Source organism: Bradyrhizobium ottawaense (genome assembly GCF_900099825.1).
GTDB lineage: Bacteria > Pseudomonadota > Alphaproteobacteria > Rhizobiales > Xanthobacteraceae > Bradyrhizobium > Bradyrhizobium ottawaense_A.
Window position 1 is genome coordinate 4,966,265 of sequence record NZ_LT629693.1, and the last position, 14,724, is coordinate 4,980,988.

A 14,724-nucleotide genomic window follows, 5' to 3' on the forward strand; every position below is an offset into this window, starting at 1 on the left:
ATGTCGGAGCACCTTCCTTAAACGGTCTAGAGGCTGCCTTCCGGAACCGGGTATCGAGGAGCCTGCCTTCGCAGGGGTGAGGAGAACGCGCGGGCGGCCCGTTTCTAGGCTGTCGAGGGCCGCTCCCGCCCAAATCGATTTGGAGGTGCGTTATGACCGACCAAGCAAAGCGACGACAGGCACTGACAGTTGCAAAAGATAAATTGCAGGCTGCGAAGCGCGCCATCGTTCGGGTCGGTGCCGGTGGTCGCGGCTTTATCGTCGGCGCTGGTGAGGATCGATTTGTCATCACCGCCGCGCATTGTTTGCCATTGGAGCGGCTTCCGACGCCGCATCTCGCGAACAGCATCAACGAATATACGTTCGAGGACATCATCGGCCCGCTCCACGCAAAGAAGCTGACGATCTGGGGCGAACTTTGCATGTTCAATCTCACCGATGATGTTGCGGCGTTCGCTGCACCGGACGATCAAGAGCTGTACGATCAATGCGCCAGGTATGAAGAATTTACCGGAGCTGCGGCGATGGCGCTCGGCAAATCGCCTGATGTTCTAGCGCCGCATCTTTGGGAAGATCACCCCGGCACGACGGCCTTCACGCTGTCGCTCAAAGGCGAATGGCAATGTTGCACGGTCTACAATAACGGCCGACTCTTGGTCATCACTGAGGGGGCGGATGCCATCAAGGGCGGAATGTCGGGCTCGCCGATCATTGATATCAATGGTGCAGCCATCGGGCTGGTTTCAACAGGCTCGGACAGCCATAACAAGAACCCGAGCTTAATGGATTGCCTGCTGCCGTGGCTACTGCGGAAGCTCGACTGGCAGTGATGCGCCGATGCCCGCGCTCAAATACAAGGAGAAGTGAAATGAAATATCTGGCAGCAATCGCGTTGACGTTCACCATCATATCTTCACCGGTCTTGGCGGATGTCGATGCGGATCGAGACATAACACTGGTAACGAAATGCACTCCGAAGATTTTCCCAAGTGACCGCGAAGGTTTGCCGCCAAGCGTTTCTATTGAGGTGTTTAGTTGGTCAGATACGACAAAAGTTTGTAATGAAATGATGCGAGTCTTGGAAGGCGTCCGTCACAAGGACATTACAAATTTCGAAAAAGCTGTGGCCGTTCTGCACTTCAGCCAAATAAGCTATGGAACGGACGATATGCAGATTTTAAAGGAACTGATCGAGATCATCAGATTGCGTGGTCTATATGACAAACCTGATCGCTGGTATGAAACCAACAACTTGATCGTTCGCGCGTGGAATGCCTTCAACGGTGTAGTGGGTCCTCGACATATCATCACTTTCCTGCGGAGCGCGGGTCCAGACGCGGCCAAAGGTCTTTCTGATGACGGTTTGACAAGGATGATTATTCTTATGAAGCATCAGTATCAGCGCGGCGACTGAAAGCCTCTGGCGTAGATTGATTTAAGGCCCCAGCTTCGGCGGGGTCTTTTTTTGATCGCGCTCAGGGGGACCGCCTTCGAAAGGGCATTCAAGAAGATCGCCCCTTTAAAACCGCGGACCTAAACTTCAGCGAACGAGTGACCGCAACACCTCAATGAAAAACTTAGTATCCGCAAAATAGTTCGGATATGCGCGCCGCAATTCATTAAGTGAGGCCGTGGCAACAAGCACCGCCTGGTTCCTGGTTCCTTTAAATTTTGCCTCCAATAAGATCAGAGACTCCTGCGCTTGATCGAACGCTTGAAGCGGGAATCCTCTAACAATAACTCGCCCCGAATCTGGGAGGATCTGCATCACGTACCAGTCAAAATTCACCCCGCGCTTCTTCCGGGTGATTTGTTGTGTGATATGCGCGTATTGTTCAAGCCGATGAATGACACCCAGTTTTCGTTCCAGCAGTTTTGCCTCTCTCGCTAAGGCGTCGTAAGCGGTGGGCACATTCGGAATCGGAGCAGTCTTTTCCGTTCGCGCGTGCAGAGCTCCGATTAATTGAAAAAAGCGCTTCCAGTCGTCAGACCCGCTTCCGAATTTTAGATTCTCACTGGTGAAGGCATCTACCGTTTCGACGGCAGTCGCCCAAGCGTGTTGCAAACTGGTACGCAGTTGAATTTCGATCCATAGCTTATTCCACGGTGAGGACGTCGCCTTACCCACAAATCGATAAATGAGATGGACGCTTCGATAGCCATCCTCCTTCGGGTTAGAAATGTAATCTCTGGTGCGCGCCAGCTTGTGGCGCAGAGGATTAGTTTCGTACATGAATCGCAGCATATTAACGCGGTTCATGGTCGAAAGGACCGCACGACATCCGCCAATGTCCTGCATCTGAGACATTTGCAGAGTTGGTTGTCGGTACAGCTTTCGAACGACAGATTCCAACCGCTTCAATCGCTGTGCGGTGACTGCGTTACCGTCGATGCGTATCGACCTATTCCGAAGGGTCATATGCAGCGCGTTGAGCGGGTAACGATGGGCAACGCGCCAGCTATTAAGTACCTGAATTCCTGCGGCAGCGTCGAACGGCTCTAGGATGGCTTTCCCGGCCCTGTCGATCTGGTTCAAAGAGTGCGTTGGCTTCTCGTAAGCCATTGACATTGCTCAAAATTCCACCTGAAAGTGATTTTTCAGGCGCAAAAGTGGAACTTTGGGCGAGTCACAACTTTATGTCAAACCGGGTTTAGCCACTAAACCTGTAAAAGTTTTTCCGAGAGGCGCTGCATAAATCCGCGTACAGCGCGGAAGATATCTTCGCGCCATCGTCGGAGCAGCCGTCATCTACATGGCTCAATTGATGAGGCGATAAACGTCGCGATTAATCCGCAAGCGCAAATGTTTCAGAAATTCCCGCGATCAAGTCGCGAGCGATCTGCAATCCAATAGCGCTCGGCAATGGCTCATACTTGCCGACCGTCCAATTCGGACCGCTGCCTTCCGGGTTCAATCTGACAATTCCGACCCGCGTTATGTCGCGCGTGTGCGGATTATACTTCAAGACCTTCAGGCATTCGATCTCAAGCTCGGCAATTGTCTTCGGTGGCGTCTGGGCATCGGATTTGCGCTTCCTGTCGAGAAAAACTGCTGTGAGTACAGCCAAGGCAACGAACACCGCCATCGCGCCAATAATTATCGCCGCCCAAAGAAATAGCATCCCCCATGGGATGGGATAATTCCACAACTCGGCCAGCCAGCCTTGGATGTCCTGAAAGATTTCCTGAAGTGACATCGCGGCTCCTGTTTGGGGTGTGAAGTTCAATACGCAATCGCCGCCAGATCAAAATCAGCGACGCTCAAAAATCCATGATATAGGTCTTTCTCGGCGCTCGATATTGCGTAGGCTTGCATTGAAGCTGCTACACAGCCGCGTTTAATACGCGAACTAGGCCCGCCATCTTGCGAATAGAGTTGCACCACCCAATGTGCCTTTCGGCCAAACAATCCCGGTTTAGCGAGCTTATGAATTTCGAATATCACGATGGTACCGTCTCTCCTGATTGGATTTTCGAGAGCTATGCCAACGACGCCTAACTGTTTGTCGTTTATGTCGAAGTCGGCTTGCCATCCCGCCTCTTTGTAGCGAGTGACAGTATTGGTGATGCCCGTCATATCAAATTCAGTAAACGCAAGATGCTCAATCATCTTACCCACACCCTCACTCAGCATTTTCATCGAACTGTCCCATTTATAAGTCCTCGGAAATTAGTTAAACGCGGCAGTGAGGTCGCGTGTACCGCCCATTTTGCGATTGATCTTCTCACGCTATCAGTGCCAGACTGAATTGCAACCATAGGGTGGGTGGAGAGAGAATGATCGAGCCAGCGGCTATAAAAAAGGGAATGTGCCGCGTGACAAGCCAAGGGCTATAAATAAAATGGAGCGTGCATTAGCGGCCTCAGCATTAACTTTAGCTCTCATCGCTTCCGGCAACGCGAAAGCCGGGGAGGCTCTGTTGTCATGCTGGGGAACAGTTGAACTGATTCAGCAAGGCAAGCAGGTCAACCCGGTAGATGAAAAATCTTCGATCGCGGTTGCAGTAGATACCGCCAGCAAAACCATCATGATCAACGGCGTGAGTTGGCCGATTGCCGGAGACGCCTCGCGCGAAACGATTGTTTCTATGGACCCAGACAAAGGCAGCGTCACGCTCAACCGAATAACTGGCGCGGTAAGTGCTCACTTCATTGAATATAACGGACTTAAGAAATTCTATGGTGAGTGCAAACCGGCGCAAAAACTGTTTTGAGGCGTAAGTTGCCTACTTCGCCTTAGCCCGTCGAGACCGCAGCCCTTAGTGTTTCTCCAGGTCGGTTTCGAGAAAATGGTTTGCGACGATCAGCGCCTTGACGGCTTCACCGAGCATCGCCGCCGCAAGCCGCGCGCCGCGATGGCCCGATCCGCAGCCGCCTCTAGTTGGGTCGGCGTCCGATTGTGGGTTTGACGCTGAGCATCGATTCCGAATATGCGAATTCGGGTGCCGTGGATTTCGATGGTGTCGCCGTCGATGACGGATGCCTGTCCGATAACGTCCGGCACGTGGGCCATGAGCGCCAACGCCATAGCCTTAAGGGTTAATTCGAAATTGCAATTGCCAGTAGCATTCTAAGTTTTAGCATATCGATAGTCGTGCGGATTGTGCCGACGCCGCAAAACCCGGCCATGGGTACCGCGCGATAAGGGACCGCCGCTCTGCCCCAGGGCGACGGCCCCGCCCAAATAAGCAATGTGCGATGGAACCGGCGCCGTGCCGGCAGTTGCGGAATGAGCCGTCCGGTGATCGCCCGGGCGGCTTGTTCTATTGGTTGCCCGAAAATAGACGTGACGGTCGCGCCTGCGTCGCTCACGGCGCTTCAGAGAGATCCGATAATCTCGTCATCCAACGCAATGCACGGTGGCAGCCAGGTACTCGTCATAGACCGTTTGCTGCACCATAGCAGGTGATGACACCGCAATCGGCAGCGTAGCTGACCGATGTCTGCTTTCAGGGGGGTACTACAGACATCCCATTTCGAGGGTGTCAGGACCGTTTTTGACGACCATGAACGGACCTCATCTAGGTGAACTTGTTGCCGCCGAAAGAGATGCAGTCACGTGCGAGCCTGCCGCACAAGAGCGCGGCCGACGGGAAATTCCGAAAATAAAGTCGATATTTGGCGAAAGACGTCATCAACACTCGATCACGCTGCCGTGATAGCCCCCGCGCGGCCGAAATCGCATAGCCTTCGAAAAATACGTCGTGCTCGTATGCGGGAGGAACTTGCGGCGAATATTGCCGATCGGCCCTGATCCCCGTCAAGCGATTGCATCGCCACTGATCAAATTGAACGCCCCGGGTGAACGAATCGGAGGAGGTACTATGAAAGCCTGCGCACGAGTGTTTTCCGCTGTAACACTGGCGGTTCTTACGGCGGTTCCTGCTTTGGCCCAGCAAACCAGTGGCGTTCCCGGTTCCCCGGCAGCCACCACCACCCTCGACGGTCGCTACATCCCTAACCCGCCGGCGCCCTTCGGCGGCGTCATCAACCTCGATGCCACGAACTCGACACCGTATTGGCCGCCGACGGTCGTTCCCCCGAAAGGAGCGCCGAATGTGTTGCTTATCATAACCGACGACGTCGGCTTCGGGGCGCCGAGCACTTTCGGCGGTCTTATTCCCACTCCCAATCTGGATCGCATCGCGAATGCAGGTCTGCGTTTCACACAATTCCATTCGACGGCGTTGTGCTCGCCTACGCGCGCGGCCTTGATCACCGGACGCAACCACCACTCGGTCGGCTTTGGCGTCATCTCGGAGCTTTCGACGGGTTATCCCGGTTACAACAGCGTCATCACCAAGGACAAGACCACCATCGGCCAGATCCTCAAGGACAATGGCTACGCGACCTCTTGGTTTGGCAAAAACCATAACACGCCGTCGTTCCAAGCCTCACAAGCCGGTCCGTTCGATCAGTGGCCCATCGGGATGGGTTTTGATTATTTCTACGGATTCATGGGCGGGGAAACCAACCAATGGCAGCCTGGCAATCTTGTCCGCAACACCACGCCGATCCATCCTTATGTCGGCAAGCCGGGCTGGAATCTGATCACGGCGATGGCGGACGACGCCGTTGGCTATCTGAACCAACTCAACGCGCTCGCGCCGCAGAAGCCGTTCTTTCTCTACTACGCACCCGGCGGCACTCATGCGCCGCACCACCCGACGCCCGAATGGATTGCGAAGTTCAACGGCAAATTCGACATGGGCTGGAATGCCGCGCGCGATCAGATATTCGCCAATCAGAAGCGGCTGGGCGTCATCCCGCAGGATGCGAAGCTAACGCCGTGGCCCGACGATCTCCTGAAGAAATGGGACGACCTGCCGGCAGACGAGAAGAAATTGTATGCCCGTCAGATGGAAGTTTATGCAGCCTATCTGGCCTATACCGATCATGAAATCGGGCGGGTGATTCAGGCTGTCGAGGATATGGGAAAGCTCGATAACACGCTCATCATCTATATCAGTGGCGACAACGGCTCCAGCGCCGAAGGCACCATCCACGGCACGCCGAACGAGATGACCAATTTCAACGGCATCGACGTGCCTGTCGCGGACCAATTGAAATACTACGATGTCTGGGGTTCGGACGTCACTTATCCGCACATGCCAGTGGGCTGGACCTGGGCCATGGATACGCCCTTCAAATGGACCAAGCAGGTCGCGTCACATTTCGGAGGCACGCGCCAGGGCGTCGCCGTGTCCTGGCCCAATCGTATCAAGGACGCCGGCGGAATCCGCAACCAGTTCCACCATGTCATCGACATCGTGCCGACGATCCTCGAAGCGACAGGCGTCGCTGCTCCGCTCCAAGTGGACGGAATCGCGCAAAAGCCCATCGAGGGCGTGAGCATGGTTTATACCTTCGACAAGGCGAACGCCGACAAGCCTTCCACCCGGACCACGCAATATTTCGAAATGGTAGGAATGCGGGCGCTCTACCACGAGGGCTGGATCGCTTCGACGACGCCGTACAGGGCGCCGTGGGACATCACCGCGCCGACGCCCAAGGACATCATCAATGGAGTGAAATGGGAACTCTACGATATCACCAAGGACTGGACGCAGTTCAACGATGTGGCGGCGACCAATCCGGCCAAACTCCGGGAACTACAAGACCTGTTTTTGGTGGAGGCGAACAAATACGAGGTGCTCCCACTCGACGCGTCCAGCCTTACGCGCATTCTCACTCAGCGCCCGAGCATTACGGCAGGACGGGCCGAGTTCACCTATGTGAAGCCGCTGACCGGCATCCTTCCCGGTAACGAGCCGAACATTTTGAACAAATCCTACGTCATCACCGCCGACGTCACCGTTCCAGCAGGCGGCGGGAACGGGATGCTCGTGACCGATGGCGGGCGCTTCGGTGGCTATGGCTTCTATCTTCTCAAGGGGAAGCCGGTTCTGTTGTACAATCTGGAGGGCGTCGCAAGATTTCGTTGGGAAGGCGCGCAGGCACTTACGCCTGGCAAGCACAGCATCGCATTCAGTTTCAAATACGATGGACCAGGATTTGGAAAGGGCGGCACGGGCGTGCTGTCCGTTGACGGCGTGGAAGCGGCGCGCCAGACGATCCCGCACAGCGTTCCGTTTGTCTTCGGCGTTGACGAAAGTTTCGATGTCGGCTCCGACACCGGCACGAGCGTCGAAGACAAGGACTATCAGGTCCCGTTCGCATTCGATGGCGAGTTGAACAAGCTTACCTTCAGGTTGGAGCCGGCGCAGCTGAGCGGGGAGGAAAAAAAGGTGGTGCAGGACAAGAACGGCAAACGCGACTAGTAGGCATTTTTCTACCGCGCGGGGTTTCGAACAGGTTTTGGTCGATCCCCGCTGGCGATTCGGGCACATTGAGTTCTTTGCCATGGATAGGTTGGTCGGGACGCATTCTTGTGCCGATGCCTGCATCTGGCACACTTTTCGGACATGGCGCGATGTCTGACTTGAGTGTGCGCCGTGGAAAGGCGGCGCTTTCCAGTGGGTGTAAGTCCCACCCGGCAACCGCTCCAGCCGGAAGCAACCGGAGCAGTCATGGAGGTAACAAAGTGGCTGAAGCCTTCGGTATGCGTGTCACGAATTGGTGACAGCGCGAGTGTGCAGGCCGTAACGCGAGTAAACGCCGAGCAAACCTCGAAAAGGACGATGCGCAGGCCGACCCGACCACTCTTTCGGGGAAGGCTGATACGGTTGGGTGCAAGAGCGAATTAATACTCCCAGCCGCTGCGCCGGGGTAGTGGCGACGGCATGTACACAAGGAAAGCGTACGCAACACGGGAAGCCCCATGGCGTGGCCAGCGATGACCAACCGAACGCCCGCGAGGGACAGGTCGGGCGCCTTGGGGTGGCGGAGAGGTTCGCAGTACCGCTGAAGCCGGGTAACGCCGGTGGAGGGAAGGGACCTCAGTTCAAGACAGACGCAACAAGTAGTGAGGGATTTGGAGATTGGGTAACCTATCAACTCCGAAAACTGTTCAGAAACTGCAGAAGGCGTTGCACGCGAAAGCGAAGGCAGAAGCCGGCTATCGGTTCTATGCCCTGTACGACAAGATCAGCCGCGAGGACATTCTGGCCCATGCCTATGCCCAGTGCCGCTCCAACAAGGGCGCACCGGGTGTGGACGGTCAAGACTTTGCGGATATCGATGCGTATGGCGTAGGGCGATGGCTTGGCGAACTGGCGCTTGCGCTCCGGGAGGAAAGCTACCGACCGGATCCTATCAGAAGAGTGTTCATCCCGAAGGCCAACGGCAAGCTCAGGCCGCTGGGCATCTCGACCGTGCGGGATCGGGTCTGCATGACGGCAGCGATGCTGGTGCTGGAACCGATCTTCGAAGCCGACCTTCCACCCGAACAGTACGCGTACCGTCCTGGGCGAAATGCCCAGCAGGCGGTAATTGAGGTGGACCGGCTGCTGTTCCGAGGCCATCCGGAAGTCGTTGACGCCGACCTCGCGGACTACTTCGGGAGCATCCCCCATGCCGAACTACTAAAGTCGGTAGCGCGCCGGATTGTTGATCGGCGCGTGCTGCATCTGATCAAGATGTGGCTGGAATGCCCCGTAGAAGAAACCGATGATCGAGGAAGGAAGACACGCACGACCGAAGCCCGGGACAACCGGCGAGGCATCCCGCAAGGGTCACCCATCTCCCCACTACTGGCGAATATTTACATGCGCCGGTTTGTGCTGGGATGGAATATGCTCGGGTTGGAGCAAAGCCTCGGCTCTCGTATCGTGACCTACGCCGACGATCTCGTGATCCTGTGTCGGAGAGGCAAAGCCGAAGAAGCCTTGCAGCAACTGCGCAAGATCATGAGCAAGCTGAAGCTCACGGTCAACGAGGAGAAGACACGAATCTGCAGGGTTCCGGAAGGTGAGTTCGACTTCTTGGGCTACACGTTCGGACGGATGTTCTCAGAGAGAACCGGCCAGGCGCGCCTGGGATACCGGCCATCGAAGAAGAGCATCAAGCGCATGGTTGAGAAAATCCACGCACTGACAGACCGAACGGGGACATGGCAAGAAACCACAAAGCTGGTGGGCAAGGTGAACCGCACGCTGCGCGGATGGTCGAACTACTTCCAAGTAGGCACTGTCAGCAAGGCGTATCGGGCACTCGATAGCTACACCGCGATGCGGTTGCGCCGGTGGTTGCGCATCAAGCACAAGGTCAGGCGACGCAAGGGCGGGACCTATCCACTCCCGCATCTCTACGGGCACTTCGGGCTCGTACGGCTGAGCATGCTTGGGCACGACGTGCCGTGGGTGAAGGCGTGACGTTTTGTCCGAGAGCCGGATGCGGGAAATCCGCCTGTCCGGTTCGATGAGCGGAGTGTGAAAACGGGGGCCATGGTCGAACCAGTAAGGCACCGCCAAACGAAAGGGGCGGAAACAGATATGTTCGAACCTAAAACTACCGCGTCACACTTCGACTCTACCCGCTATCGGGGGCAAAGCGGAAGTTGGACGTTGGGGCCCTCAGGGCAGCTTTTGACCCTAAGCAGAATTGTAGACGGTGAACTCGGCCGATGCACTTTTACCATTTTCGAAAATCACAAATTCAGACGCTTCTGCCATGATCCAATTAGCTGTTGTTGACGTGCCTCACCTACGGATTGGGTTAGTGCAAGACGAACTGTTGCCATGCAGTACGCGCAAATCATTCTGCGTTCCTGACAAGCTAATTTCCAAAGCCGGAAATAACCTTCTTCGACATCAAGGGACTCGTAAGGACCAGAGACGTCGAACTCCAGAAAACCAAACATGCTCTTTGGAGTACTCGTTGCTTCCGAAGCCTCTCTTTTGGCCTCGTTCAAAAACTGTTGCATTGTTTCCGGGGGGTTTTTAGTTCCATTAGCGACAAGCAAGCCGAAAAACGCAGACAGCACATATTTGTAACCCTCCGCATCTTCTTGCAACAAGCCAGAATGTGTCCAAATACGGAAGAGGTTGCCGAGATAGTAGTTTTCATCTTCGTCAGCGGCCCCACTTGGATGTTGCGCCGCTAGTTTAGAGTCCGCGAGACGTTTTTTTCCTACTCCATCGTTGGTTATCAAAATAGGCGTTAAATGTTCTGAAATGGTGCTCCAGCTAAGCGCGTTGCAGGCAATGTGATACGCAAATTCGTACGACTCTCCCGATCCTAGAGCATCATAGAAGGCTACTGAAAATTCTATCGCCGCCCGGTCTCCAATGGCTTTCTTCATTCCTATCACATACTGTATGTGCTTTGAGATACCTCTGGCTTGCACAGCCGAGTAGCAGGCGTTTAGAAGCACGCAGTCGACCGAGTCGGCGAAGAGCTTGAATAGGCCCCCAAGCGCCCGCGTGCTTACGAGTTTTGCGTTTCCAAGTGGGTCTTCAAAAACGAGTCCTTCGCTTCCGGACCCGTGCCCGCAAAAATGAACAATTCCTGGCCTAATGTCGAGCATTGCGCGACGGATATCTGCAGAGCGTGGGGCGAGCCTCTGCGCGAGAACGAATTGGTCCCGTTTGCGCGCTCTCTCTAGCCCGCTCTGAACTTCGCGAAATTCCTCATCGAGACGGAGCCTTGCTGTGTTCTTGGGATTGGCCGCGAGAAACAGGATCGTTCTAGCCATAGTGGTCGCCTTCGGTGGCGGGATCATGCATTAAGGAGCGTGCCGGCTCCGCATGTGGCAGTTCTCAATCGTACACATCAACGCCTCGGAAGTCTGCTCCGAACCAGAAGTGAGGTAGGCAGACAATGTCGCCTATTGGCACAAACCGGAAGTGCCGCCGTGGTCGCTGCATGTCCGTTGTTGGGTGACACTGGAAGACATTTGCTCGCAGCGAGTATTTCCGGGTTTGACCCACAACGGATATCCAGTGTCTGCACCTAAGGTTTCAATGCAGCAGTCAATTTTCCGAACCATTTGTTCCGGTTGATAAGAACGATAGGCTTCCCTGCGTCAAAGAGGGGCTCTTCTTCCACCGTCAAACCAAAATCAGTGTCATTTTTGAATAGGTACCTCAATATCGGCAGCTTCCAAGCGAGAATTAAACTGTCGGGCGTCACCAAATTCGTCTCTGCGCAAACCAAAATAACGTCGCCAACTTTTGGCGAGAAGGTATCCTTATTCAACTTGTAGGTATCTTTCTCCCCCTTCTTCGGGGAGACGCCGCCACCCTTCAGAGCTTTAGATTGCACATTCATTATATCGCCAGGCTTTAGGACGAACGGCTCAACACCAAAGTCAAACCAATCTGTCCCGAACGCTTTATCGCTAGAGCACTTTGCTCCGATTCCTTCGTCGATTGTTGCCTTTCTAGATGTAGCTTTAACATTCATTATCGACGCAGATCGATTCCCGGAATTCACAAAGGCGAGCCCAACATTGCCCGAAATTATCAGTTCGCCGCTGTGTGCGTCGATTCCAACTGACGGCGTATGTTCAATCACCATCCGAACATCGTCCGCTTCCAACAATGTGGAAAAGAAGAAGCTGAGAACGGAGATCACAAAGGATACTGCCGAGATAGAAAATGCTATCCAATGCCGCTCCTTTTTCTCGGGCAGCGGACTTGAGCGGTTGACTGGTCTGACAATAATCGTTCGTACACGCGCCATTTTCAGGATACCTAAAAGTCGCAAGCGAGAGCACACTAACGCTAAACTTGTGGCCGCCTCAATGGCTTTTGGAACCCGTAATGAAGGAGTGTTGTGGGTACATCCCACCGCACGTCGGCAATTGGCACTTTTCCGCCATGGCGCGATGTCTGACCTAGGTCCGTTATGCGCATATAGAGCGGACATGGCCCGCGCCACGAACGAATTCCAAAAACAACTTTCCAAAAACAACTTTTAAAGTGCCAGGGCCAGTCTTCGGAGGTAACGACGAAGAGGGAGTTGCACCCTGTCTAAGGCCGCCCTGGCTGTGGGCGTTGTTTTTCCCGCACGACCACCCACTGCGCACGCCGGGAAGGAATGGACTGACCCGTTCCCGGAAAAATTGGGTGATGGCGCTCCACCAAAGGAGAAAAAGAAACCGCCACCACCCCTCGCGATGACGCGCGGCCGCAACTCCACGTGATGCCATCGCGAAACCAATTTATCAGAGTTCAACTTCTCCGTTGCGACGGGCGATAGTCATGGCACTCGATCCCGACCGCTGCCCTGAAGCTCGTCACCGCTCGTTGAACTGCTGGGAAGATGGTGCCGCGTATAGGTGCGGTTTGCCAACGCGCGATTAGCTGGGTCTTCAAACACCTGAGTAAAGCTGCGGTGCTGTTTTTCCGCCATCTCGCTCAGTAGCCGGACAGCTTCCGCACTGTCGTCTGATACCTGGGTGCTGCCGACTTCGGTGGAGGTAGGTTCGAGCGACGCCATGCCCTTGCCCAGCGCCATAAGGTGCTTGGCATCTGTAAGGTCGCGCCACTGTTTCCTGAAATCGATGTCGTTTTCATATTTTCGGCTGAAGGACTTGGCGTAGCTTTCGCCGGGGCACTTCGTGACCTGCGCTAGGAGACCTTGCTCTGTGATGGCAATTACTTTCATAATATCGATTTGGGGCATTCGGTGTTCCTTTGCTTTGGAAATTGAATTGAGGTGCTCGGCCAGCTTGCGGCCATGCGGGGAATGCAGCAGGAAATGCATCGCGTGTTCTTCGGAAAGGGAAGGTACGGAAGCGATCAGTGCGGCGACCATTTCTTTCAGCTTGCCGGATAGTTTCTTGTCGGTATCGCCGGGATGGTCACCGGTGACGTCGTCAGAAACATTTGCTTTCAGATAGTCGCCGAACTGCTCGAAGGTCTTGGTCATGGCAGCAGCCTTAGCCACATTGTTATCGTCAGCGGTAATGATCGAAGCGACTGACGCAGCCAGTGCCTCCATCGACTTATCAATGAGCGTGTTGTGCGGCATCACGCCACCTCCTTGCGCTTCTCTCCAAAGCGAGCGGCAATCTGGTTTTCAATCGTCAAGCCCCACGCCTCCGCAAGCTGCTTAAACTGCCGCTTCTGTGATGGAGCAAGTCGGGCGAATTCAAAATCTGAAATATAATTTTGGGGCAGGAGTTGCAGCGCTGTTTTTATCGCGATGATGGAATTGATCCTGAACATCGGATCAGTTGGCGAAGTGACACCGAGGCTGTGCAATTGCGAAAGCAATTCTTTCGCGGTGAGCACTGAGGAGATAGCATCAGCGAGTGCGTCCTCCGCATCATGGAGTTGTTCGCGGAATTGCGCATTCAGCCCGGCGATCTGTTCCGCCTTGGTGCGGTCGGCGGATTGCGCTTCAGCAGCCTGCGCGTTCGCGACGTTAGCGCGGGCCACTACTAGGGCCGCCTCAACGGAAGCAATGTTGGAGGCGAGGCCGATGTCCTCCAGATTAATGCCGCGCAGCTTCTCCTTAGCCTTGGCGTCGCCTGTATGAGCAGCAAAGGCCACGGCCTCGCGCTGCTTGTTGAGCAGCTTGGCACGGGAAATAAGCGCCTCTCTTTGTTCCTCGATGCTGTTGAGATCGCGCGTTGCCTTTTCAAGGTCTTTTTCAATGTCCTGGGTCATAGTATTTTTTCTCCATTAAAAATTATTACATCATGTTATTTTTTAAAATTCCGGGCCGCTCGCTCGCTCTGGTGCGTGCCCCGTGAAAGTGAAAAGCATGCTTGATTTGCGTTTTTGAAAATCCATTTCCAATCCTCCAATCTCATTGTGGACTCCATGGATCGCGGCGTGACGCTGACCATTCATAGAATAATTCGGTTGATGTCGGCTCGCGCGGTGCTGCCTGCGGCGGCCGAGCGGCGGGATGAAATGGCTTCAGTGTGACTACATTGTCAGGCTGCGACGCGGCAGACTGCTGTGCAGGGTCAGGCGCGGGCTTGTCCGCCGTAGCTTTAGCGAAGGCGGGAGACGGTGGACTGCCATCTATGGTCTGCGGTGCATGCTCAATGGTAACCGGAGCTTGCCCATCTTCATAAACTCGTTCACCGTCTACATAGACTGCACCTGTGTCTTTCCCTTTGGCATCGATGATGCGATGGAAGGCATGCGCTAGCGCCGCGCGCGCTTGAACTTCATCGAACTTGACGGTGTTGTTGATATTCGTTTGCACAACGGGCTGGCTAATGAGCTTTCCGAAAAGCGAATAGAATAATGTTCGATGTGTCCTTGCCCAGGTCGTCATGCCTGCAATGCCGCCGGTCCGCTTAAATACCTCGATGAACGCAAGCTTGGGGTCTACCGGGTCGGGGGTTTTAGGTTTTGTCAT

General features: G+C 54.8%; 13 protein-coding genes. 5 read left to right on the forward strand and 8 right to left on the reverse strand.

Annotated elements, in window-relative coordinates:
* The first annotated feature begins 152 nt into the window (after window positions 1-152).
* A complete protein-coding gene (locus tag BLR13_RS23215; protein WP_074819211.1) occupies window positions 153-830 on the forward strand; it encodes a hypothetical protein in 678 nt (225 codons plus the stop codon).
* A gap of 38 nt (window positions 831-868) precedes the next feature.
* A complete protein-coding gene (locus BLR13_RS40290) occupies window positions 869-1,414 on the forward strand; it encodes a hypothetical protein (RefSeq protein ID WP_074819210.1) in 546 nt (181 codons plus the stop codon).
* Window positions 1,415-1,540: 126 nt separating this feature from the next.
* Here the strand turns inward: BLR13_RS40290 and BLR13_RS23225 are convergent, their stop codons facing one another.
* The 3 genes from BLR13_RS23225 to BLR13_RS23235 form a co-directional block, all read right to left on the reverse strand.
* On the reverse strand, window positions 1,541-2,569 hold the full coding sequence (locus BLR13_RS23225; protein WP_074819209.1) for a RelA/SpoT domain-containing protein: 1,029 nt from the start codon (window positions 2,567-2,569) through the stop codon (window positions 1,541-1,543).
* 217 nt (window positions 2,570-2,786) lie between these two features.
* Window positions 2,787-3,197: a hypothetical protein gene (locus BLR13_RS23230; protein ID WP_074819207.1), complete on the reverse strand. Its 411-nt coding sequence runs from the start codon at window positions 3,195-3,197 to the stop codon at window positions 2,787-2,789.
* A gap of 26 nt (window positions 3,198-3,223) precedes the next feature.
* Complete coding sequence (locus BLR13_RS23235; RefSeq protein WP_074819205.1) at window positions 3,224-3,640, reverse strand: hypothetical protein; 417 nt, start codon at window positions 3,638-3,640, stop codon at window positions 3,224-3,226.
* Between the two features lie 202 nt (window positions 3,641-3,842).
* Here BLR13_RS23235 and BLR13_RS23240 point away from each other — a divergent pair, with 202 nt between their 5' ends.
* The 3 genes from BLR13_RS23240 (at window position 3,843) to ltrA (ending at window position 9,773) form a co-directional block, all read left to right on the forward strand.
* Window positions 3,843-4,214 (forward strand): hypothetical protein, encoded by a 372-nt coding sequence (locus BLR13_RS23240; protein WP_074819203.1) that lies wholly within the window; start codon window positions 3,843-3,845, stop codon window positions 4,212-4,214.
* A gap of 1,110 nt (window positions 4,215-5,324) precedes the next feature.
* Window positions 5,325-7,781, forward strand: a complete 2,457-nt coding sequence (locus BLR13_RS23255) for an arylsulfatase (RefSeq protein ID WP_074819199.1) — start codon at window positions 5,325-5,327, stop codon at window positions 7,779-7,781.
* Between the two features lie 660 nt (window positions 7,782-8,441).
* Window positions 8,442-9,773 carry a group II intron reverse transcriptase/maturase gene (gene ltrA / locus BLR13_RS23260; protein ID WP_143039567.1) on the forward strand — a complete coding sequence of 444 codons (1,332 nt, stop codon included), beginning with the start codon at window positions 8,442-8,444 and terminating at the stop codon, window positions 9,771-9,773.
* Between the two features lie 275 nt (window positions 9,774-10,048).
* Here the strand turns inward: ltrA and BLR13_RS23265 are convergent, their stop codons facing one another.
* The 5 genes from BLR13_RS23265 to BLR13_RS40295 all read right to left on the reverse strand — a co-directional run bounded on the left by BLR13_RS23265 (window position 10,049) and on the right by BLR13_RS40295 (window position 14,724).
* Window positions 10,049-11,122, reverse strand: a complete 1,074-nt coding sequence (locus BLR13_RS23265) for a CHAT domain-containing protein (RefSeq protein ID WP_074819197.1) — start codon at window positions 11,120-11,122, stop codon at window positions 10,049-10,051.
* 230 nt (window positions 11,123-11,352) lie between these two features.
* A complete protein-coding gene (locus BLR13_RS23270; RefSeq protein WP_143039697.1) occupies window positions 11,353-12,084 on the reverse strand; it encodes a hypothetical protein in 732 nt (243 codons plus the stop codon).
* Window positions 12,085-12,603: 519 nt separating this feature from the next.
* Window positions 12,604-13,377: a hypothetical protein gene (locus BLR13_RS23275; protein ID WP_074819194.1), complete on the reverse strand. Its 774-nt coding sequence runs from the start codon at window positions 13,375-13,377 to the stop codon at window positions 12,604-12,606.
* On the reverse strand, window positions 13,377-14,018 hold the full coding sequence (locus tag BLR13_RS23280) for a hypothetical protein (RefSeq protein WP_074819192.1): 642 nt from the start codon (window positions 14,016-14,018) through the stop codon (window positions 13,377-13,379). The genes BLR13_RS23275 and BLR13_RS23280 overlap by 1 nt, the downstream gene beginning before the upstream one ends.
* 142 nt (window positions 14,019-14,160) lie before the next feature.
* Window positions 14,161-14,724 (reverse strand): hypothetical protein, encoded by a 564-nt coding sequence (locus BLR13_RS40295; RefSeq protein WP_143039696.1) that lies wholly within the window; start codon window positions 14,722-14,724, stop codon window positions 14,161-14,163.